Genomic DNA, 20,344 nt, shown 5'->3' with positions numbered 1-20,344 from the left:
TTATTCTTTGCTTTGACTAAATTTTTTTCATCTCAATCATGCATATCTCCCAGCTTCCGCTCACGGCTCTGCGTGCCTTCGAGATGGCCGCTCGTCACATGAGCTTCAAGGCCGCCGCAGCCGAACTGCATGTCACGCCTACCGCTGTCAGCCATCAGATCCAGCAACTCGAGGCGGTGCTCGGCGTCAAGCTGTTCGACAGAGGGCATCGTAGCCTGGTCCTGACCGCAGCCGGGAAAAGCTGTCTGCCGCCTCTGCGGCGGGGATTCGAAGGGTTGAGCGAGGCCATGGATGTGTTGGCGGAGTTTCGCGAGGTGGGGGTTCTGTCGCTGAGTGCGCCGCCGTCCTTTACGCTCAGGCTCTTGATGCCTATTACTCATCAGTTTCTGGCGCTGCATCCCGAGGTCGATTTAAACGTCACCACCCGTATGCGCGAGCCCGGTTTGTCGTTGCGGTCGGCACGGGACGAAGCCGCCACATTGCAGGACTGGGTAGAGAATGCCGATGTCGTGATTGTCTATGGAGACAGGCCCGAACTGGATGTAGAGGTCTGTGAAATCGTGCCGCTGTCGCTGGCGCTGATGTGCAGTCCAGAGTTGTTGGGGCGGGGGCGTACATTGCGGTCGCCAGCCGATGTGTTCAGCTTTCCCTGGTTGCATGACGAGCGCGGCGTGAAATACGGCACGATGTCATTCTGGGAACAATGGCTGCGCGCTGCGGATCTGGAGCCGTCCACGCCTGAGGGCGGGCACCGGTTCACTCATGCGGCCTTGGCCATTGAGGCGGCGGTCCGTGGTGAGGGGCTGCTGGTCAGTACTCCCGAGCTTTGCCGCGCCGAACTCGCCAGAGGAGCGTTGGTCATGCCGTTTGCCGTCACGGTGCCGTTCGATGCCTCGTATTACTTGCTGACACGCAGGGGGAATACGCCACGCATCCGTGCATTTACAGATTGGCTCAGCAAAGCGTTCATAGACGAGGCCGGGCCGGCCATCGAGAAAGTGAATAGAAAATTTTTCATGCCAAGTGCCGATTGAAAATACCAGGGTTTACCCTGTTTATAGGATATGTTCCAAATTTGGTATATTTCCAGATCACCCTAACAATCGGTCGGTGGTGTGCTCTCACCCTAGGCCAGGCACCGCAATGCCGGCACCGGCACTACGCTGCGGACATTTGCTGCTATGGAAAAACCTGGCCTGGAACTGGCATCGACGTTGCACGAGATTGTCTCGCGGACCGCTGAGGGTCGCGAGGCGGCAGTGAACCAGGCATTAGCCCGCATTGGTGAGCGCGATGCCCAAGTACAGGCCTGGACGTATATCGAGAACGCCGAGACGCTGCGTGAGGCAGCGTCAGCCGTGCCTGCCGACGTGCCGCTGGCAGGCGTGCCTTTCGCCGTTAAAGATGTCATCGACGTGGCGGGCATGCCTACTTGTTGCGGGTCTCCTGCCGAACCGGATGTGCCGCGTGCTTTCGATGCCAGTTGCGTCGCGTTGCTGAGGCGGGCGGGCGCCGTGCCGGTGGGCAAGGTAGTGACCGCGGAATACGCTTTTCGCCGGCCAGGGCCTACACAGAATCCTCGAGCCCCGGGGCACACCCCGGGTGGCTCTTCCAGTGGGTCGGCCGCTGCCGTGGCGGCGGGCATGATTCCTTTTGCTTTGGGTACGCAAACCGGCGGGTCCATCATCCGGCCCGCCGCCTATTGCGGGGTAGTGGGGTTCAAACCGTCGTTTGGCGCCGTGTTCCGAGACGGTCTGCGTCAGACGTGTGAGTCGCTGGACGTGATCGGCTGGCATACACGATCGGTGGCGGATACGCGTCTGTTGGCCGAGGTCTTGCTGCCGTATCCCCAGCCCGATGCTGGGTTGACCGCACCGCCGCGCACCGTAGCCATTGTGCGCGGCGATCCGGACAATCTACTCGAGACGGCGAGTGAGCGCGCATTAGCGGCCGCTCGCGATGCCTTCGAACGCCACGGCATCCGTTGCGTCGATGTGCCCTTTGATCGAGCCGCGGAAATCGCGGAGATCCACACGACGATCATGCATTATGAATTTGCGCGCAGCTTGAGTCCCGTTGTGCAGCGTTGCCCTGATCAGGTCAGTGCCAGCCTGCTGGATACGGTACGCAAAGGGTTCGACATTGCCGCGCAAGACTATCTCGCCCAGCGCCACGCTCAACTTTATTGGCGTGATCGATGGGCTGAACTGATCGGCGATGCCGATCTGATTGTGACGCCCAGTACGCCTGGGGTTGCCCCTCATGGGCTGGCCAGCACGGGGGCGTCGGCATTCAATCGGATCTGGTCCGCACTGGGTTGGCCTTGTCTGCATCTGCCTATGGATGCTGGTGGTGCCGGCTTGCCGATAGGCGTGCAGCTGGTCGGGCGGTATGAGTCTGATCACCAGTTATTGTCGTGGGCTGCCGCGCTGCACGGTATTTTGCTGGCAGGAGAATAATTCGAATAGTGCCCCGCAACTGAATTTGCTTGCTCACATGGAAGGGTATGCGACCACTGTGGTCGCATACCCTTCCTAAAACACTTACTGCATACCAATCGTTTCGAGATACTTGATCGTTTCCTCTACGCTCACGACATCCCCATACTTGGTATCAATGTCGAACAGGCTTTGTTGATGTGATGCGGCAGAGCGGTCGCCTACGCCTTCTGCCACCACGATGGGTCTGAACCCCAATTGAACGGCATCTACAGCCGTTGCGCGTACGCAGCCGCTCGTTGCGGTGCCGGTCATGATCAGCGTATCGATACCTCGATTGACCAGGCGTGACATGAGGTCCGAACCAAAAAAGCAGGACGCGTATTTTTTGTAAAGCAGCACGTCGTCATCCGCGCGTTCCAGGCGGCGGTCGAGTTGATAGCCTTCGCCATCGATGTGCAGGGTAGATTGTCCACGCATTTTCTGATGCCAGATCCCCGCGTCGCGCAGTTTCGCGTCTTCGTATCGCACCATGCTGAGAATGACTGGGATATTCTTTTGGCGTGCGACTCTAGTCAGTTTGTTCGTGACGTCGATCTGCTTGCTCAGGTCCGATCCCAGGGGTTGGGATGGATCGGTGAATCCATTGCTCAGGTCGATGACAATCAATGCTGGTTTTGTTCCAAATCCCAGACGGCCTCCAAAGCCCCGCTTTTGAAAGAACTCTGCATCATGAGCATCCAGGCTATTAGCCAAGTCATTCATTGTGTTTCATCTCCTTTAACAGCTCATGGGGGAGCTAATCGCCATAGGGGTTCCAGTTATCGCCTCGCCGGCGTGAACTATTCCACCCGAATATTTGCTTGCTCGATCACTGCTTTCCATTGTTCGGCGTCCTGCTCAAAGCGTTTTAGCCAGGCGGCATAGTCGATGACATCGGGTTCGATTCCCTGCACAGCCAACGCCTGACGTACGTCATCTGAGGTCGTTACTTTGCGTACTTGATCGAACCATTTTTGGCGTACGTCGTCGGGAATGCCGCGTGGGGCCAACAGGCTGACGCGGAATGTGGTCGTGTAGTCGGGCACGCCGGATTCAGCCACGGTGGGAACGTCCGGCAACGCCAGCGCTCGTTTTTCGCCCGTTACCGCTATTGCTTTGAGCTTTCCTGCCTGGATATGAGACAGGACAGAGCTGATCGGTGAGAACACGACTGAAATTTGGCCGCCCAGCAAATCGTTGACTGCGGGCGCTGTGCCCTGATAGGGCACGTGCATCAGAGGAACTCCTGATTTCGCCGCAAAGTATTCGGCCGCCAGGTGATGAATACTGCCAATGCCCGCCGACCCAAACGTCACCTGACCGGGATGTGCTTTGGCATAGGCGATAAACTCTTTGATGTTCGACACCGGTAGGGACGGGTTGACCGCGACCACGATGGGGACCTGGGCAACCGGCGCGACCGGCATGAGCTGTTTATGCGTATCATAGGGTAGCCGTTTGCCGTAGAGCACAGGGGCGACCGACCATAATTCGTTCGGTATGACGAGCAGCGTATATCCATCAGGTTCGGAGCGGGCTACGCTGCCAGTCCCGATCTGGCCCGCGGCGCCGCTACGGTTTTCTACCACGACAGGGATATTCCATTCATTGCCCGTGCGTGTGGCGATTTGACGTGCCAGGTAATCGGTGCTGCCGCCGGCGGGAAAGGCGTCGACGATACGGACCGCGTGGCTAGGGTAGGCTTTGGGCTCTGCCTGGACCGGTGATGTGGCCTGGCTTCCCATTAGTGCTAATACCGCTACACAAACATTGAGGATTCGGTTCCAATACACAGGACTCTCCCATTGATGATCACGATTGACTAACGCTATTTGAAATGAGGGTGGCAACACTGTCCAAGACTGTTTTCATTTGAGAGCGAGAAGACTTCGATATGCCGGCTGCCATTTCTTCCTTGTCGGGCTCGACGTTTCCACCATCGTATGGATGCTTCATTCTTGAACCAGCTACATTGATTCTGCTGAGGCTATGAATCTCCGACAGCTTCGTTGTTTTGTTGCCGCCGTTGAACAGCGCAACGTCACGCGCGCGGCGGAACGCCTGCATATGGCGCAGCCTGCGTTGGGCCAACATATTCGCGCGCTGGAAGCCGAGCTGGACGTTTCGTTGCTGGATCGTCATTCCCGGGGCGTCAATCCCACGCGGGCAGGTGAGCGGCTATATGCTCGCAGCCTGGAGATCATTGATCTGGTCGAGCGTACCCAGCGCGAGGTTGCTGCGTTGGGCAAGAGCGCATCGCAGACATTGACGTTGGGGCTCACGCCTAGTCTGACGTTATTGATGGGTACGGATCTGCAGCTAGCATTCGGTGAGTACGCTGCCGGCAGCCATCTGCGCTTATGGGAAGAGCCTAGTTTCAGATTGGCAACGGCGGTGGAGGCGAGCGAGCTCGATGTCGCGTTGGCATACGACATCGCGCCGCGTTCGGCGCTGTCACTGACCGCCGTCATGGAAGAAGAAATGCTCTTCGCATGCCGCCCAGATATCGCGCCCGATGCCGCCACCGTGGAGCTCGCATACATTCTGAGCCGCGATTTGGCGTTGGGGTCGGCCCAGGATATCGGGCGAAGGGTGCTGGCACATGCGGCTGGACGTACACCAGAGGATCTCACCGTGCGCTATGAGTTGCAGTCTATCGCCGGCATTCGGGATCTGCTGCTGCGCGGCACGGCATGCAGTGTGTTGCCTTACGGCAGTATCGCTCACGAGATCAAGGCGGGACGGTTGGCGGGGCGTCGCATCGAAGGAGGGGTGTTAAAGAGCACACTCAACGTCGTGACCCGCGCGACGGGAGATGGGCGTCAACCTAGGATGGACCCTTTGTTTGTGTGGCTGATCGAACGTGCCATCGTTATGGCGGCGACTCGGCAGCCATCTCTGACGACGAGGATCGGAACAGATTTTCTTCCATCTGTTATTCAGGCTTGATCTTTGCTTTCTGAATAAGCGCAGTCCATCGCTGAAGTTCCGAATCAACGAATTGAGTCGACTTCTCGACAGACAAATGCGTGGCGATTCCGCCCGTTTGTTCCAGCGATTTAATGACCTCTGGATTGGACAGAGCCGCTTTCACCGCGTTGTTTAAACGGTCGACGATGTCGGGGGGAGTGCCTGCCGGGGCAAACAAGCCGGTCCAGAACTGCACCTCAAAGTCCGGAAAGCGTTCCGCGACAGTCGGTATATCCGGGAATAGGCTGCTGCGTTTCAATCCTGTCGTAGCAATCACGCGTACCGAGTTTTTCTGAATGAAGGGATTTGCGGAGGCGATGGTGGCGAACGAGAAATCCAGCTGGCCCGCAGCCAGATCGGTCATGGCCAGGGCCGTGCTTTTATAGGGCACGTGAGTAAACGGCGCATTCGTGGCAAATCGCAGCATCTCGGCAGCCAGATGCGGCGTGGTGCCGACACCCGACGAGGCGAAATTCAGACCGCCTGGTTGCTGATTGGCAATCGTTGGTAAATCAGCGACGTTGTTGGCTTTGGATGATGGCGGAACCACGAGTACGAGAGGAGACATGGTCACCGTCGACACAGGCGCAAAGCCATTCTTCAAGTCATAACCGATATTGTCGGTCAGGGCTGTATTGACGACGAACGCAGGATCGGAAAGCAATAGCGTATAGCCGTCGGCCGGCGCTCGCGAGACTTGTGCCGCCGCTATTGCTCCGGCGGCGCCTGGCTTGTTCTCGACGACGACCGACTGTTTGAGTTGATTCCCGAGCTCGCGCGCTAATACCCGCGCCACGGTGTCAGTCCCGCCTCCGGGTGCGAAACCGACCATGATGACGATCGGTCGATCCGGATACTCAGCACGGGATTGAGCGGTCCAACCACAGGCTAGTACCGCTACAAGACAAAGCGCGATTGCACGGGAAGCAAGCAGAAAGACCTTGGGCAGCATGGGTGTGAGATCGCCGAAAAAGTGGTTCGGGAGAAGGCCAAGCGATGTTTCTCTGCTGCTCGCACTCGTTCCATTTATGGAGCAGTGCGCTAATTTTTAATCAGATCAGCTAATTTTGCAATAAATTCCAATTTTGGAACATATGCCGTACTTTCCGGGCCTCGGGCATATTGTTCTATGTCTCCCGACGAATGTTCTATTTCTGGGGAGGCGGCTTGCCTTTATGCTTGCGGCACACACCAACATCAAACGAGGAGACCTCCATGCTGCATTCCGTTTTCCATGGGCTGAGCCGCTGTGCCTTGATTGCGACCTGCGCTTTACCCCTAGCCGCTTTGGCGCAGAGCAACACGATCAAACTCGTCGTGGGAGCGCCTCCGGGGGGTACGACGGATACCGTGGCGCGCAGCATTGCACAGCATATGGGCCAGGATTTAAAGCGCACTGTGTTGGTCGAGAACAAACCCGGCGCTGGGGGCAACATTGCGGCGGACTACGTGGCCAAGAGCATGGCCGATGGCAATACGCTGTTGGTCACGTTCACCAGCTTTTCCATCAACGCTTCGCTGTATCGCAAACTGCCGTTCGACACGGTCAAGGATTTCACGCCGATCAGCATGCTGGCGAATGTGCCCAGTGTCTTGATCACGCGCAAGGATTTCCCGGCGCAGAACATGGCCGAGTTTGTTAAAGAAGTGAAATCGCATCCGGGCAAATACACCATGGCGCTGGGTGCGACCGGTTCGTCGCTGCACATGGCGGGCGAGCGGATGAAAATGATGTCCGGGCTGGATATCTTGAACGTGCCCTACAAGGGGACCGCGCCTGCGCTCACGGATGTGCTGGGCGGCCAGGTGGATATGATGTTTGCGAGTTCGATGAATGCCTTGTCGCCGGTCAAGAGCGGAACGTTGAAAGCACTCGGCGTGACGAGTACTGCGGAACTGCCGCAATTCCCGAGCGTGCCGCCGATTGGCGACACGATCAAGGGATTCGAATCCAATGCCTGGTTCGCAATGTTCGGCCCGGCGGGGTTGTCACCCAAGGTCGTCGCCGAGCTGAACAGCGCCGCGCGCAAGGCCGTGGATACACCGGATTTTCGTAAGCTGCTTGAGGGCGAGGCGGCAACTGCCGTGAGCAGTACGCCCGAGGAGCTTGGCGAATTCGTGCGCAAAGATATTGCACGATACGCAGAAATCGTGAAGTTCACGGGTGCGACGGTGGATTGATTCTTGCAGATCAGTTGTTCCAGGAACGGATCGGCCGTGTCCAGTGCTGCCCCGACCATCATGGAGTCAAAGCCTGTGTAAGCCCTCGTTTTAAGTAATGCCGCACTGCGTCATAACAATGTACGTACATAATCGCTAATAAGTGATATGTTTATGTACGGACGTTGGCGTAGATCAGCGCCCGAAACCACCAATAAGGAGGCAGAGGATGCGTGGAGCAATAGCGGCGTTATTGCTGGGTATGGGATTGGGAACAGGCATGCTGACGGCGCATGCGGCGTATCCCGAGCGCGGCGTCAAGATGATCGTGCCATACCCGGCTGGACAGACGACGGATGTCATTGCCCGTACTGTTGGACAGGAACTGAGTGACGCCTTGGGACAGGCTTTTTTTGTCGATAACCGAGGCGGCGCGGGCGGCATCATCGGCATGGAGGCTGCCAAGCGCTCGGAGGCGGATGGCTATACGCTGTTGATGACTGCCAGTGGACCAGTGGCGATCAACCCGGGGCTCTATAGCAAGCTGCCATACGATGTCCAGAAAGACTACGAACCTGTCGCGCTGGTCGCGATGGTGCCGTTGTTTCTGGTGGTGCGCAAGGATTTCCCAGCCGACAACGTGCGTGAGCTCGTGGACTATATCAAGCAGCATCCTGGCCAACTGAACTACGGCTCGGGCGGCAGCGGGTTGACGAACCATTTGGCGATGGAAATGTTCAAGAGCCAAGCCGGACTGAATATGACGCATGTGCCGTATCGTGGGGCATCGGCGGCGTTGACGGGACTGTTGAGCGGCGATGTGGCGCTGATGTTTGAGGCCGGCCCTGCTATCAAGCCGCATGTCGAGTCCGGTGCGCTAAAGGTACTGGCCGTGGGTGGTCGAGAGCCGGCCCGGGCGTTTCCCGACGTGAAGCCTGTGTCCGTCGAAGGGGTAGCAGGCTATGAAGCGCAAGCGTGGATTGTCTTGATGGCGCCTGCAGGGACACCTAAACCCGTCATCGACAAGCTCAACGCGGTGACGCGCGATGTGGTGAGCCGTCCGGCTATCCAGAATAAACTCGCCGGCTTGGGCGCGGATACGGTTTCAGTCAGCCCCGAGGATACGCGCGAGTTTATTGCGCGAGAGATCTCAGTATGGGGTAAAGCGGTCAAGACCTCTAACGCCAAAGTCGATTGAGTACCTGTTAACGTTTTTGCAAGGTGGGATAGGGGCCGTCGTGCAGCGCGTATTCGGACAGTATCTGGTCTCGTACGGCACGTCGGCTGATCTTGCCTTGAGGGTTGCGCGGCAGGGCCGCGACGGCGATATGCGCGCGGGGGTGTTTGTAGCGCGCGAGGCTCTCGATCTGTTGCCGCGCATGATCTGCCCAGATGTCTTCGGCACGCTCTGCGACGGCGACGATGATCTCGCCCCAGTAGTCGGAGGGCAATGCGACGACACAGATGTCGCCGCATCCTGGTGTGCCGGCGAGGGCGGCTTCGATTTCATCGGGATAGACTTTATAGCCCCCCGTCTTGATGACGTCGGCCATGCGGCCTAGCAGCCAGAGCCGTCCTCGTTCGTCGATGCGGCCCAGGTCGCCGGTGCGGTGCCAGCCATCGGCGTCCGGTGTGTGAAAACCGTCTTGATCGATATGGCCGATATACATATGCGACGAGCGTAATTCGATCTCGTCGTGCGAGTTGATGCGCAACTGCACGCCAGGGGCGGGCCAGCCCAGGCAAGCGCCTTCGCCGCTATCCGATGCAAAGCAGGCTTCGGTGGCGGCAGGATCCAGCACGGTGATGGGGTTGACGTTTTCGCTCTTGCCATAGGTGACGCGTACGCAGGGGCCAAAGAGCGCACGTGCCCGCGCATAGAGGCTGGGCGTGAGCGTCTGGGTGCCGGTGAAAACACAGCGTACGTTGGGGAGGTGTTCGCCCTCAAAGGCCGCAGCGAGTTTTGCGAGCACGGTAGGAGGGGCGAATATCGCCTCGAGTTTGCCGCTGCGCAATTCGCGGCCCACGGCCTCGAGGTCGACGCCATTGAGCAATACCGCTGTCCCGCCGTAGTCCAGCCATGCGCGCGCCTGCATGGAGGCCCCATGCACATAGGGCGTCATCAGCAATACTCGGGATCCAGGGCTAGGTGTAAAGGGCAACACGGCACGCAGCAACACTGCCGCCAGCCAGCGGCGCCCTTGGTCATACACCAGTGCTTTGGGCTTGCCGGTGGTGCCCGAGGAGAAAATGATTCGGCCCCAAGAATCGGCGCGGACTGCGGGCAACACATCGGGATGGGGGAGTGGCGCGATGTCTTCGCACAGGATCAGCCGGGCCCCCAGGTCCCGTACCGTGTCGGCGTGGGCGCGGTCGGTGATGATGTGGCTCATGGGGGCCAACTGCAGTCCCCATTGAATTTCCTGGCGCGTGTAGGCGGCATTCAGATGCACCAGACAGACGCCGCTGATGGTGGCGCCATAGTCTGCCCAGACTGCATTGATACCGTTGGGCAAGTAGATGCCGACACAACCCCCTGGCTGCGCGCCGTCGTTTGACAAGGCGTTCGCCAGCGCATGGGCGCGGGCGTTGAGCGCGGCGTAACTCAGTGTGGCGTGGCCGTCGTCGACGGCCACCTGTTCAGGATAGCGTTGGGCCAGCGTATGGAGTTCGAGCGACCAGGGGATATCGTCGGTACGCGTCATTGATCAGTTTCCAAATAGGGTGCGAATGTTGTCGATCTGCGCGAGACTGGTCAAGCGGTCATAGAGCGTGCCGGCCGACGGGATTGCCGCGGTATTCGTGCCCGCCTGAGCTCGCCATATCGCCAGGCAGTCATCGAATTTGGTACGCAGGTCGGCTTCGCTCAACGGCAAATGAGCATGTCCGCGCGGATAGCGGATTTCACCTGAGCGGAAAATGCGGCCGTCCTGCATTTCGATGGTTACCGTGTCGTACAGGGCGAATGCAGCGTCTTCGGGATCCGGTGCCTTGACGATGTCGATGACGACCTTTCGATAGAGCTCGTGCATGGTGGGCTCATTGACAAACTCGTCGTTCAATTCTGCCAGTCCCACTTTTCGCCGCAGCAACGCGGCGGCTACGGCAAACTGTGCGCTGAATTTGGCTTCCAGTGCGGTGACGGGGGCCGCGTTGCGCAGCATGGAGGCCTGGGCTGCGCCGATGCCCAGCGTGATGCGCGCGACGTTGGCGGCATCCAGGTTTTCTGCGTTCGCGATATCGAGAACGGCATCGATGACGCGATGGCCGGAATAGCAGAGGGGGTATTTCTTGATGGACAGGCGCGTGGCCAGAATATGGGGGGCGCCAGGCCGATAGGGGCGTTCGCGATCGACATGGCCGTGCGGAGATAGGGCTGCCAGGAACCCCGCATGATGCTCCAGTGCGTCGGTTGCCGCACTCAATCCCAGGCCGGCCAGCGTGACTGCTTCAAAAGCGAGGGCGCCGGCACGGCCTGCGTGCAGCGGTTTGGTCATGGTGCCGAAGTTCGCGACGAGGCCGCTGGCCAGGCTGGCGCTGATGGCCAGTGCGCGGACGATGTCAGAGGCCGGCAGTTTGCGCAGATAGGCGAGGGCTGCCGTCGCGGCGACCGTGCCGAATACCGCCGTCGGATGCCATCCTTTGATGTGATACGGGTCCGATTCGCGCGAGGCCAATTCCGCCCAGACTTCATAGCCCACGACATAGGCGCGCAAACATTCGGCTCCTGAGATGCCTCGTGCGTAACCTTCTGCGAGAATGGCCGGCGTGAGCACGGTGCTGGGGTGGCCGGAAAGCGCGACGTCGTCGTAATCCAGTGCGTGACCCGCGACGCCGTTGACGAATGCGGCTTGCGGCGATGGCAGCGTCGCGCCGCCAAACCATAGCGGAGCGCTCTGTGCGCCGGACTGTAGCGTAGATCGCGCATACTCCAGCGCAATACGCGCGACTGGCTCCTGGTGTCCGGCGAGGGCGACGGCGATGGTGTCGGTCATGCCCTGGCGGGCGATGGTGATGGCCTCGCTTTCGCGGGCGCCGAAATCAGGCTGTGCGATGTACGTGGCCAACGCTTGGGTGAGTGCGTTCATGAGAAGCTCCTTGCGGTCCATGCACGCTCAGAACGAGCGGGGCATGCCGAGAATGTGCTGGCCGATGTATGACAGGATCAAATTCGTCGAGATAGGCGCAATCTGCAGCAAGCGGGTTTCGCGCCATTTGCGTTCGACGTCGTATTCGCGTGCGAAACCGAAACCGCCATGCGTTTGCAGGCACGCCTCGGCGGCATGCCAGGAGGCCTCGGACGCCAGCATTTTTCCGATATTGGCTTCGTCGCCGCAGGGGATGCCCGCCTGGAACAAGGCGGCAGCCTTGCGCAGCATCAGGTCGGCGGCCTGTGTTTCTGCATACGCACGTGCGATGGGAAATTGGATGCCCTGGTTTTGGCCAATGGGGCGGTCAAAGACACGTCGATCGTTGGCGTAGGCCACTGAGGTACGGGTGAACCAGCGCGCATCGCCGATGGCTTCCGAAGCAACCAGGATACGTTCGGCGTTCATGCCGTCCAGGATGTAGCGAAATCCACGGCCTTCCTGGCCGATCAAGCTGTCGGCCGGGATGCGCAGGTTGTCGAAAAACACCTCGGTGGTGTTGTGATTGATCATGGCTTTGAGCGGGCGGATTTCCATCCCGTTACCCAAGGCAGCACGTATGTCGACGAGAAAGACGGAAAGACCATCGACTTTCTTTGCCACGTCGTCATAGGGGGTGGTACGAGCCAGCAGCAGCATCAGATCGGATTGCAGGGCGCGAGAGGTCCAGACTTTTTGCCCATTGATGACATAGCTGTCACCGTCTCGTACGGCCCGGGTTTTCAGGCGGGTTGTGTCGGTGCCGCTGGTGGGTTCCGTGACGCCGAAGGCCTGCAGCCGCAGTTCGCCGCGTGCGATGGCGGGCAGATAGCGCGCCTTTTGTTCGGCGCTGCCGTGGCGCAGCAGCGTGCCCATCGTATACATCTGTGCATGGCAGGCGCCCGCATTGCAGCCGGCTGCATGGATTTCTTCGAGGATGACGGCGGCGGCGCGTAATGGCATGCCACTGCCTTCGTATTCTTCGGGGATGAGCGCTGCCAGAAATCCGGATTCCGTCAATGCAGCGACAAATTCGTCTGGATAGCAGTTGTCTTCTTCCAGGCGGCGCCAGTATTCCCCTGGGAACTGCTCGCAAATGCGTTGTACGCTGTCGCGCACATCGGGAAAGTCTTCGCCCAAAGGCAGGGTGAGGCCTTCTGAAGAGGATGAGATGTTGTCCATAGCGTGTGGTCGAATGAGTTCGTGGCGAGGGATTCAGGCGGCGAGGGCTTGACGGGCAGGGACAAAGCCTCGCGGCAACCCCGCGCGCGGCAGGCCGCCATACAAAGGCACATCGGGCAGCGCGCGCTGCAGGACACTGCGGACCTCTAATAGTGCCGAGAGGTCGATGCCCGTGTCTATGCCCATGGATTCCAGCATGTAGGCGGCGTCCTCCATGACGATGTTGCCCGTAGCGCCTGGCGCAAAAGGACATCCGCCCAATCCTCCGAGGGATGCATCGAAAGCCCGTACGCCACAGTCCAAGGCCGCCAATAGATTGGCCAAGCCGGTGCCGCGTGTGTCATGGAAATGAGCGGCCACAGGCAAGCCGCCGACTTCGGCCAGAACGGCTTTAAACACCTGGCGCACGAGCGCCGGGTTGGCATAGCCCACGGTGTCGGGAATGATCAACTCGTCGGCGCCGGCCTCTACTAACGCGACGGCGTAGTGCACCACATCCTTCACAGGGACTTGACCCTCATACGAGCAACCCAGCGCAGTCGCCAATCCACCGCAGAGTATCGGTCGCTGCGTCTGTGGTTGGGCGCGCGCAAGCTCTACCATATTGCGGAAGTCGGCCAAGGATTCTTCCCGGCTACGGCGGACGTTTTTCATGTTGTGCGTTTCGCTCACCGACATGACGAAATTGATTTTGTGCACGCCTAATTCGATGCCACGTTGCGCTCCTCGTGAGTTCGGCACTAGCGAGGCCACCGTCAGGCCCGGGATGCGCAGCGATTCCGTGGTGACTGCCTCGGCATCGACGAATTGCGGCAAGAGCTTTGGCGGCACATAGGACGTGACCTCGATTTCGCTGACACCGGCGGCCGCCTCGCGCCGTATCCATTCCATCTTGTCGGCGGTGTCGACGAAAGTCGAGACGCTTTGCAGACCATCTCGCAGGCCGACTTCGCGCAGGATGACTTCTCTGGACATGATGTGTTCCTTTGGCAGTGGGATCAGCGGCCCGTAAAGACCGGTTTGCGTTTTTCATTGAAGGCCAGCACGCCTTCACGACGGTCGTCGGTGTCAATCAGGTGGTTATAGGCCTCGATCTCGAATCGGAACGCAGTGCGTAATTCCATTTGACCGCCATAGCGCACGGATTTCTTGATCTGACGAACGGACAGCGGCGCATTGCCCGCAATGACATTGGCTGTGTCCAGGGCGGCGGGCAATACCTGGGCGGGCTCGTGCAACGCGTTGATCAATCCCCAATCCAGGCCTTGTTGTGCGTCGAATGGGCGGCCCGTCATCAGGATTTCTTTGGCGCGGCGTTCGCCGATGGCACGTGGCAGATTCTGTGTGCCGCCAGCGCCCGGCATGATGCCCAATGTCACTTCGGTGAGCGCAAAGCGGGCTTGATGACTGGCATAGACAAAGTCGCAAGACAGCGCCATTTCCAGACCGCCGGCATAGGCGTGTCCATTGACAGCGGCGATGACGGGCAGCGGCAGGTCCACCAGGGTCCAGTACATGCGTTCGAACAGCTCGTGCTGACGCTGCCAGACTTCGCGGCTCATGCCATTGCGCTCTTTCAGATCGCCGCCGCCGCAGAAAATGCGTTCCCCGGCGCCAGTCAGCACCACGCAGCGTACAGGGCCCGCGTCCTCCGTCAGCCTATTCCATACATCCAGCAGGTCATGGCCCATTTGAGTATTGAGGGCGTTACCTACCTGCGGACGATTGAGCGTGACGAGCAAGACGTGCTCGTTTTCCATGTGCAGTGTCAGAGTGTCGTAATGAGGAAAAGCCTGGTTCATGAATGTGTCTCCGTGCGGGCAGTCTCGTGTGACGAAGTCTGCCCCAATAGTTGATCGGTATGCTGCCCCAGCGTGGGCGGACGAAAACGCGGCTGTGGCCGCTCTCCATCAAAGCTCAGCGGCAGGCCAATGAAGTTCATCTCGCTGTCTGGCACGCGCTGTACCAGGCCCAGCGCCTGGGTCTGGGGGTGTGCCAGCATTTGATTCATGTCGTGAACGGGAGAGCAGGGCAGGCCGGCCGCCTCCAGTTTTTCGAGCCAGTAATGCGTAGGATGCTTTTCGAATATCTCGTCGAGCATGCCGTACAGTGCGTCCTGATGGTGCACGCGGCTGGGGTTGTCGGCAAAGCGCGGGTCTGTGATCCATTCGGGATGACCCACAGTACGTGCCAGACTGCGAAACAGGCTTTCGCTGCCCGCTGCCACGACGATTTCACCATCTGCGGTGGTATAGCCTTTGTAGGGAACGATGCTGGCTGTGCCCGAGCCATAGCGCGAGGGCGCTTCGCCCGAGACCAATACCTGCGAGGCGATCAGCGACACCCAGGAGGTGGCGGTTTCGAATAGCGACACATCGACGATACGGCCTTGGCCGGTGGCCTGGCGCTGCCAGAGCGCAGCCAGGATACCAATGACGGCCCACATGCCTGTGCCCATGTCGACGATGGACGCGCCGACCCGTACGGAGGGGCGGCCTGCCTCGCCGGTGGTGCTCATGATGCCACCGAACGCCTGCATCAACGGGTCGTATCCGGGACGATGGCGTAACGGCCCGGTGTGCCCGAAGGCGCCCATGTTGCAATAAATCAAAGATGGCTTGAGCGCGAGCAATGCAGCGCCATCCAGGCCCAGCGTGTCGACTTGCCCGGGGCGCAGGTTCTGCAGCACGACGTCCGCGCGTTCGGCGATCAGGCGCTTGAGCGCGTCGGTCTGTTCCGCGTCGCGCAAGTCGCACACGACGGATTGCTTGTTGCGATTGAGCGCCTGGAACATGGTGGCCGCACCGTCTTGAAAGGGTGGGCCCCATGATCGGGCGGCATCGCCATCGTGTTTTTCTACTTTGATGACTGTCGCGCCCAATTCGCCGAAAATCTGCCCGGCAAACGGCGCGGCCACGCTATGGCCCAGTTCAACCACGACCAGTCCCTTGAAGGGAGACGTGGCTGGCACACTATGGGTGGCAGCACTCGTTTGTTGCATGGATGAGGTCTCCGTACTATTCCCTCGTATGAGGGTTAAGCGTTTTATTTAATGTACGTACATTGATTACTTTACATCTAATTTGAATGTACGTACATTAACTTCATAAATTTTCCGAAAGGGAATTGCATGCCATCGAAGAACAACAATCCTCCGGCCAAGCCGACACGCGCTACGCCACGCAGCAAGACACAGCCGCGATACGCGTGGCTGCATCAGAGTCTGCTCAATGACATCGTGGCGGGGAAATATCCTGTGGGATCGCTCCTGCCCACCGAGGCTCAACTGAGCGCCACGTTCGGCGTGAGCCGGCATACGGTGCGTGAGGCGACGCGCCGGCTCGTGGATACGGGAATGATCGTGCGGTACCCGAGCATCGGCACGGTAGTCACCTCGGCCCAGCCGGAGGTAGCACAACCGAGCTATATCGCCGGCCTGGGCACGATGAAAGACCTGCTGGCCTATACCGACCAGACTCGCCTGGAAGTCTTTGGCGAAACATTGGCTGTGGCTGATGACGCCATGGCGGAGTCATTGCGTTGCGAGCCAGGCTCGAAATGGCTGGTTTTTCACACAAACCGCTGCCTGGTCGAAAGCGGCCGTGTGATCTCGTACACGCGCGTGTTCATCCGCCCGGAGTTCGAGGGGATTAAACAAAAACTGCATGGCAATCATCCCAGCATCTACAAGATGCTGCAGGACGATTATGGTCAGGAGATCCACCGGATCCGCCAGCAGATCGAGGCCACGCTGATGCCTGAGAACGCATTGTTCCAGCTCGGCTTGGAAAGCGGCAGTCCTGCCTTGCGCATGCTGCGCGCTTATTTTGACCCGCAAGACCGTCTGCTGACGGTATCGGAAAACTTTTACATTGCCGATCGCTTCAAGCTGCAGTCCGACTGGGAACGCGGAGACGAACCATGAATTGATTTCCTTTCGGCGGGCTTGCCGCGTGCTCGGAAAAAAACGGACGGAGGAGACCATCCATGAAACGAGTACTCGCAGCACTGTTATGCCTAGGCGCTTTGGTCCACGCACCCGCGCGAGCGGATTATCCGGATCGAGGCGTAAAAATCATCGTGCCGTTCCCGGCCGGTCAGACGACAGATGTGCTGGCCAGGGCGATCGGCCAGCAGTTGACTGATGCGCTGGGGCAGGCGTTCTTTGTTGACAATCGAGGGGGAGCGGGCGGCATCATCGGGATGGAGGGAGCCAAACGGTCAGAGGCCGATGGCTACACGCTCGTGATGGCCTCCAGTGGCCCGCTGGCGATTAATCCGGGGCTATACACCACGCTGCCGTATGACACGCTGAAAGACTTCACGCCTGTGTCGATGGTGGTGGTGGTACCGCAGTTCTTGGTCACGCGCGCGGATTTTCCGGCGAATAATCTCAAAGAGCTTATCGATTATGTGAAAAAGCATCCGGGGCAATTGAATTATGGTTCGGGCGGTACGGGGTTGACGAACCATCTGACAATGGAGATGTTCAAACATCAAGCCGGCCTGAACGTCATGCACGTGCCGTATCGCGGCGCATCGGCTGCACTGACGGGGCTGATGGCGGGGGATGTGGCGATGATGTTCGAGTCGGGCCCCGCCATCATGCCTCATGTGCAAAAGGGTACGCTCAAGGTGTTTGCCGTAGGCAGCCGAAACGGCTCCAAGGCTCTGCCCGACATCCCGACGATGGATCGTGCCGGCGTACCCGGTTTTGACGCACAGACGTGGGCCGCACTGCTGGTGCCCAAAGGCACACCGGCACCCATCGTTGAGAAGCTCAACACGACCATGCAGCAGGCGTTAAAGAATAAAGCGCTGCAGGCACAGTTTGCGGCACTAGGGGCCGAAGTGATGCTGAGCTCTCCGGATCAGACCGGGATCTATATTCAGGATGAGATCGTTCGTTGGGGCGATACGATAAAGACCGCGAATGTGAAGCTGGAGTAACGGCGGTGGTGCCCCTGCCCAGGATACGTGCGCGTATCACTCACGCATGCACGTTCGAGGGCGCAATGATGCTCGGGTGGTCGTGATCACTGCGTCAAGGTAGAAATAAACGCCACCGTACGAGGATCTGTCGGCCGGGTAAACAACTCGGCCGATGCACCTGATTCGACCACGCGGCCGTCCTGCAAGAACACCGCCTCGCGTGAAATCGCTGCAGCCAAGCGCAGGTCATGCGTGGCCATCAGCATTGTCATGCCTTCGCTGGCGAGTTGCTTGAGCACGTCGACCACCTCGGCGGCCAGGCCCGGGTCCAGCGCTGACGTTGGCTCGTCGCATAACAGCACGCGAGGCGAGGGGGCCAGCGCACGGGCAATGGCGACGCGTTGTTGTTGTCCGCCCGATAAATTCAATGGCCAGGCGTTGGCTTTGTCTTGCATGCCGACTTTCGCCAGCAGCGCTTCGGCCCGCTCACGGGCACGAGCTTTCGGCCATTTCTGTACGGTGATCAATCCCTCCATCACGTTATCGATGACGGTCTGGTGCGGGAATAGCTGAAAATTCTGAAACACCATGCCCGTTTGCAGACGGATGCGTTGTACGGCGTCGCGAGAGGGTCTGTGTCCCGGCTCGAACTGCAGGACCTCGTCGCCTACGCATAGCGTGCCGCTGTCCGGTATTTCCAGCAGGTTCACACAACGCAGCAACGTGCTTTTGCCGCTGCCCGACGGGCCGATCAGCGCGGTGACGCTGCCTTCGGCGAGCGCGACATCGACCTGGTGCAGGACCTGGTTATCACCAAAGTGTTTGTCGATCTGCGTGAGCGAGATCATCGTTTGCCCTCGCTAAAAACGGCATGCTGGCCGAAACGGCGTTCGAGGCGGGTTTGCGCAGCGGACAATACCGAGCTGAATATCAGATAGATCAGGGCTGCCTCTGTATAGAGAATCAACGGTTCATAGGTGACAGCGGCTATGCGTTGAGCGGCCTGGAAAATTTCGGGCACGGTGAGTACGGCTGCCAGCGAGGTGTCTTTGACCAGCGAGATGAAGGAGTTGGCCAACGGCGGTACGGCTACGCGCGCGGCTTGCGGCAAGACCGTGCGGCGCATGGCTTGGCCGCGGGTCATGCTGAGGGAATAGGCTGCCTCCCACTGGCCTTTGGGGATAGACTCGATGGCGCCGCGGATGACCTCGGAGTTATACGCGCCGACGTTCAGGATAAAGCCGATCAACGCGGCAGGCAGGGGGTCGAGCACGATGCCTGCGTTGGGCAGGCCGTAGAAAATAATGAATAGCTGCACCAGCAGCGGCGTGCCGCGGATCAGCCAGACATAAAAACGTACGATGGCCACGAGTGGGGCTGGCCCGAATAACCGGATGAGCGCCACGATGAATGCCAGGACCAATCCGCCTGCGAACGACAACAGCGTCAGCGGCACAGTAAACACCAGCCCCGCATGCAACAGGGGCCAGAATGAATCGATCATCAACTGCAACCAGGCAGGCACGATAGATGGGTCCGTGTGAATGAGATCCGAGCGCGTCGTTGAGTGCAGAGGAAGACAGCATCATGTATGTGCTGTCTTCCGTCATGGTGGGTTTACTTCGCGGACAGGTCCGTGCCGAAGTATTTTTCCGAGATGGCTTTATACGTGCCGTCGGCCTTGATGTCGGTCAATGCCTTGTTGATAGCAGTGCGCAGCTCAGGGTTGTCTTTGCGGATTAGCACGCCGGATTCGCTGAATTCAGCGGTTTTATCGCTGTCGACGATTTTGGCTTTGGCGTTGGGCTTTTGTTTCTTGAAGTCCAGGAACGACAGGTTATCGTTGATGGTGGCATCGACACGGCCGGAAAGCAGCAGGTCGATGGCCTCGTTAAAGCCCTGTACGGCGACGACCTGGGCACCGTATTTCTGCGCCAGTTTGCCGAAGTTGCTGGTCAAGGTGTTGGCCGAGCGCTTGCCTTTGATGTCGTCAAAACTCTTGATCTCGGTGTTGTCGTCGCGCACGATCAGCACCGCCTCGGAGGCGATGTAAGGATCGGAGAAGTCGTATTTGGCCTTGCGGGCGTCAGTGATGCCGACCTGGTTGATGACGGCATCGTAGCGTTTGACGTCCAGGCCGGCGATCAGGCCGTCCCATTTGCCTTCGACAAATTCGGCTTTGACGCCCAGGCGCTCCGCAATGGCGCGGCCGATGTCTACGTCGAAACCTGTGAGCTTGCCCGATGCGTCGTGATAGCTGAATGGGGCGTAAGTGCCCTCGGTGCCGATCTTGATCGCGCCTGCAGATTTGATGCTGGCCAGATCGTCCTGGGCGTGAGCGGAAACGGCGAGAGTCAGGGGTAGCAGGCCGGCTAACAGAATCGAACGTAGGAGTTTCATAGGGTCACGCTCCGAGTGATGTTGTTATGGGCGCAGTGGCGGCCTTGTGAGCCACTCACTGAGCATAAACGACGACTCTAACAAGCTGCCTAT

The 20,344-nt window shown here is 59.2% G+C and carries 19 protein-coding genes; 7 read left to right on the top strand and 12 right to left on the bottom strand.

Features of this window, described 5'->3' with window-relative positions:
- Positions 1-38: 38 nt before the first annotated feature.
- Together ACNA0J_RS18100 and ACNA0J_RS18095 are read left to right on the top strand one after the other, a co-directional pair.
- Complete coding sequence (locus ACNA0J_RS18100) at positions 39-1,034, top strand: LysR substrate-binding domain-containing protein (protein WP_415820241.1); 996 nt, start codon at positions 39-41, stop codon at positions 1,032-1,034.
- Between the two features lie 147 nt (positions 1,035-1,181).
- The gene (locus tag ACNA0J_RS18095; RefSeq protein ID WP_415820240.1) at positions 1,182-2,459 is read left to right on the top strand and encodes an amidase; all 1,278 of its coding nucleotides are present in this window, start codon (positions 1,182-1,184) and stop codon (positions 2,457-2,459) included.
- A gap of 84 nt (positions 2,460-2,543) precedes the next feature.
- On the opposite strand, the gene ACNA0J_RS18090 is transcribed toward ACNA0J_RS18095, so the two are convergent.
- Together ACNA0J_RS18090 and ACNA0J_RS18085 are read right to left on the bottom strand one after the other, a co-directional pair.
- The gene (locus ACNA0J_RS18090; RefSeq protein ID WP_415820239.1) at positions 2,544-3,203 is read right to left on the bottom strand and encodes an isochorismatase family protein; all 660 of its coding nucleotides are present in this window, start codon (positions 3,201-3,203) and stop codon (positions 2,544-2,546) included.
- A 77-nt stretch (positions 3,204-3,280) separates the two neighbouring features.
- Positions 3,281-4,273: a Bug family tripartite tricarboxylate transporter substrate binding protein gene (locus ACNA0J_RS18085; protein ID WP_415820238.1), complete on the bottom strand. Its 993-nt coding sequence runs from the start codon at positions 4,271-4,273 to the stop codon at positions 3,281-3,283.
- A 196-nt stretch (positions 4,274-4,469) separates the two neighbouring features.
- On the opposite strand from ACNA0J_RS18085, the gene ACNA0J_RS18080 reads away from it, so the two are divergent.
- Positions 4,470-5,429: a LysR family transcriptional regulator gene (locus ACNA0J_RS18080; RefSeq protein WP_415820237.1), complete on the top strand. Its 960-nt coding sequence runs from the start codon at positions 4,470-4,472 to the stop codon at positions 5,427-5,429.
- Here ACNA0J_RS18080 and ACNA0J_RS18075 read toward each other — a convergent pair.
- Positions 5,416-6,402: a Bug family tripartite tricarboxylate transporter substrate binding protein gene (locus ACNA0J_RS18075; RefSeq protein WP_415820236.1), complete on the bottom strand. Its 987-nt coding sequence runs from the start codon at positions 6,400-6,402 to the stop codon at positions 5,416-5,418. The genes ACNA0J_RS18080 and ACNA0J_RS18075 overlap by 14 nt on opposite strands.
- A gap of 263 nt (positions 6,403-6,665) precedes the next feature.
- Here ACNA0J_RS18075 and ACNA0J_RS18070 point away from each other — a divergent pair, with 263 nt between their 5' ends.
- Positions 6,666-7,631 (top strand): Bug family tripartite tricarboxylate transporter substrate binding protein, encoded by a 966-nt coding sequence (locus ACNA0J_RS18070; RefSeq protein ID WP_415820235.1) that lies wholly within the window; start codon positions 6,666-6,668, stop codon positions 7,629-7,631.
- A 208-nt stretch (positions 7,632-7,839) separates the two neighbouring features.
- Positions 7,840-8,808: a Bug family tripartite tricarboxylate transporter substrate binding protein gene (locus ACNA0J_RS18065; RefSeq protein ID WP_415820234.1), complete on the top strand. Its 969-nt coding sequence runs from the start codon at positions 7,840-7,842 to the stop codon at positions 8,806-8,808.
- A 7-nt stretch (positions 8,809-8,815) separates the two neighbouring features.
- On the opposite strand, the gene ACNA0J_RS18060 is transcribed toward ACNA0J_RS18065, so the two are convergent.
- Genes ACNA0J_RS18060 through ACNA0J_RS18035 form a run of 6 tightly spaced genes read right to left on the bottom strand, consistent with a single transcriptional unit; the run spans position 8,816 to position 15,920 of the window.
- On the bottom strand, positions 8,816-10,315 hold the full coding sequence (locus tag ACNA0J_RS18060; RefSeq protein ID WP_415820233.1) for a class I adenylate-forming enzyme family protein: 1,500 nt from the start codon (positions 10,313-10,315) through the stop codon (positions 8,816-8,818).
- A gap of 3 nt (positions 10,316-10,318) precedes the next feature.
- Positions 10,319-11,698: an MmgE/PrpD family protein gene (locus ACNA0J_RS18055; protein ID WP_415820232.1), complete on the bottom strand. Its 1,380-nt coding sequence runs from the start codon at positions 11,696-11,698 to the stop codon at positions 10,319-10,321.
- 27 nt (positions 11,699-11,725) lie between these two features.
- The gene (locus tag ACNA0J_RS18050) at positions 11,726-12,919 is read right to left on the bottom strand and encodes an acyl-CoA dehydrogenase family protein (RefSeq protein WP_415820231.1); all 1,194 of its coding nucleotides are present in this window, start codon (positions 12,917-12,919) and stop codon (positions 11,726-11,728) included.
- A gap of 33 nt (positions 12,920-12,952) precedes the next feature.
- Positions 12,953-13,894 carry a hydroxymethylglutaryl-CoA lyase gene (locus tag ACNA0J_RS18045; protein WP_415820230.1) on the bottom strand — a complete coding sequence of 314 codons (942 nt, stop codon included), beginning with the start codon at positions 13,892-13,894 and terminating at the stop codon, positions 12,953-12,955.
- A 23-nt stretch (positions 13,895-13,917) separates the two neighbouring features.
- Entirely contained in the window at positions 13,918-14,721 is an 804-nt protein-coding gene (locus tag ACNA0J_RS18040) for an enoyl-CoA hydratase/isomerase family protein (protein WP_415820229.1), read from the bottom strand.
- Positions 14,718-15,920, bottom strand: coding sequence for a CaiB/BaiF CoA transferase family protein (locus ACNA0J_RS18035; protein WP_415820228.1), 1,203 nt, complete (start codon positions 15,918-15,920; stop codon positions 14,718-14,720). The genes ACNA0J_RS18040 and ACNA0J_RS18035 overlap by 4 nt, the downstream gene beginning before the upstream one ends.
- A 129-nt stretch (positions 15,921-16,049) precedes the next feature.
- Between ACNA0J_RS18035 and ACNA0J_RS18030 the strand changes: the two genes are divergently transcribed.
- Together ACNA0J_RS18030 and ACNA0J_RS18025 are read left to right on the top strand one after the other, a co-directional pair.
- A complete protein-coding gene (locus ACNA0J_RS18030) occupies positions 16,050-16,844 on the top strand; it encodes a GntR family transcriptional regulator (protein WP_415820227.1) in 795 nt (264 codons plus the stop codon).
- A gap of 62 nt (positions 16,845-16,906) precedes the next feature.
- Positions 16,907-17,869: a Bug family tripartite tricarboxylate transporter substrate binding protein gene (locus ACNA0J_RS18025; RefSeq protein WP_415820226.1), complete on the top strand. Its 963-nt coding sequence runs from the start codon at positions 16,907-16,909 to the stop codon at positions 17,867-17,869.
- An 86-nt stretch (positions 17,870-17,955) separates the two neighbouring features.
- On the opposite strand, the gene ACNA0J_RS18020 is transcribed toward ACNA0J_RS18025, so the two are convergent.
- The 3 genes from ACNA0J_RS18020 to ACNA0J_RS18010 form a co-directional block, all read right to left on the bottom strand.
- Positions 17,956-18,699 carry an amino acid ABC transporter ATP-binding protein gene (locus ACNA0J_RS18020; RefSeq protein WP_415820225.1) on the bottom strand — a complete coding sequence of 248 codons (744 nt, stop codon included), beginning with the start codon at positions 18,697-18,699 and terminating at the stop codon, positions 17,956-17,958.
- Positions 18,696-19,376, bottom strand: a complete 681-nt coding sequence (locus tag ACNA0J_RS18015) for an amino acid ABC transporter permease (RefSeq protein WP_415820224.1) — start codon at positions 19,374-19,376, stop codon at positions 18,696-18,698. The genes ACNA0J_RS18020 and ACNA0J_RS18015 overlap by 4 nt, the downstream gene beginning before the upstream one ends.
- Positions 19,377-19,468: 92 nt before the next feature.
- On the bottom strand, positions 19,469-20,251 hold the full coding sequence (locus ACNA0J_RS18010) for an amino acid ABC transporter substrate-binding protein (RefSeq protein WP_415820223.1): 783 nt from the start codon (positions 20,249-20,251) through the stop codon (positions 19,469-19,471).
- Positions 20,252-20,344 lie beyond the last annotated feature (93 nt).

Source organism: Bordetella tumbae, assembly GCF_965139195.1.
Taxonomy (GTDB): domain Bacteria; phylum Pseudomonadota; class Gammaproteobacteria; order Burkholderiales; family Burkholderiaceae_B; genus Bordetella_A; species Bordetella_A tumbae.
This window is presented reverse-complemented; position numbering and strand designations above follow the sequence as displayed.

Bases quoted from the DNA above. Each gene is read 5' to 3' on its own strand.
- ACNA0J_RS18020 (WP_415820225.1), bottom strand. From the start codon at position 18,699: ATGATCTCGCTCACGCAGATCGACAAACACTTTGGTGATAACCAGGTC.
- ACNA0J_RS18040 (WP_415820229.1), bottom strand. From the start codon at position 14,721: ATGAACCAGGCTTTTCCTCATTACGACACTCTGACACTGCACATGGAA.
- ACNA0J_RS18065 (WP_415820234.1), top strand. From the start codon at position 7,840: ATGCGTGGAGCAATAGCGGCGTTATTGCTGGGTATGGGATTGGGAACA.
- ACNA0J_RS18090 (WP_415820239.1), bottom strand. From the start codon at position 3,203: ATGAATGACTTGGCTAATAGCCTGGATGCTCATGATGCAGAGTTCTTT.
- ACNA0J_RS18010 (WP_415820223.1), bottom strand. From the start codon at position 20,251: ATGAAACTCCTACGTTCGATTCTGTTAGCCGGCCTGCTACCCCTGACT.
- ACNA0J_RS18025 (WP_415820226.1), top strand. From the start codon at position 16,907: ATGAAACGAGTACTCGCAGCACTGTTATGCCTAGGCGCTTTGGTCCAC.
- ACNA0J_RS18080 (WP_415820237.1), top strand. From the start codon at position 4,470: ATGAATCTCCGACAGCTTCGTTGTTTTGTTGCCGCCGTTGAACAGCGC.
- ACNA0J_RS18100 (WP_415820241.1), top strand. From the start codon at position 39: ATGCATATCTCCCAGCTTCCGCTCACGGCTCTGCGTGCCTTCGAGATG.
- ACNA0J_RS18070 (WP_415820235.1), top strand. From the start codon at position 6,666: ATGCTGCATTCCGTTTTCCATGGGCTGAGCCGCTGTGCCTTGATTGCG.
- ACNA0J_RS18075 (WP_415820236.1), bottom strand. From the start codon at position 6,402: ATGCTGCCCAAGGTCTTTCTGCTTGCTTCCCGTGCAATCGCGCTTTGT.
- ACNA0J_RS18095 (WP_415820240.1), top strand. From the start codon at position 1,182: ATGGAAAAACCTGGCCTGGAACTGGCATCGACGTTGCACGAGATTGTC.
- ACNA0J_RS18055 (WP_415820232.1), bottom strand. From the start codon at position 11,698: ATGAACGCACTCACCCAAGCGTTGGCCACGTACATCGCACAGCCTGAT.
- ACNA0J_RS18045 (WP_415820230.1), bottom strand. From the start codon at position 13,894: ATGTCCAGAGAAGTCATCCTGCGCGAAGTCGGCCTGCGAGATGGTCTG.
- ACNA0J_RS18030 (WP_415820227.1), top strand. From the start codon at position 16,050: ATGCCATCGAAGAACAACAATCCTCCGGCCAAGCCGACACGCGCTACG.
- ACNA0J_RS18035 (WP_415820228.1), bottom strand. From the start codon at position 15,920: ATGCAACAAACGAGTGCTGCCACCCATAGTGTGCCAGCCACGTCTCCC.
- ACNA0J_RS18060 (WP_415820233.1), bottom strand. From the start codon at position 10,315: ATGACGCGTACCGACGATATCCCCTGGTCGCTCGAACTCCATACGCTG.
- ACNA0J_RS18050 (WP_415820231.1), bottom strand. From the start codon at position 12,919: ATGGACAACATCTCATCCTCTTCAGAAGGCCTCACCCTGCCTTTGGGC.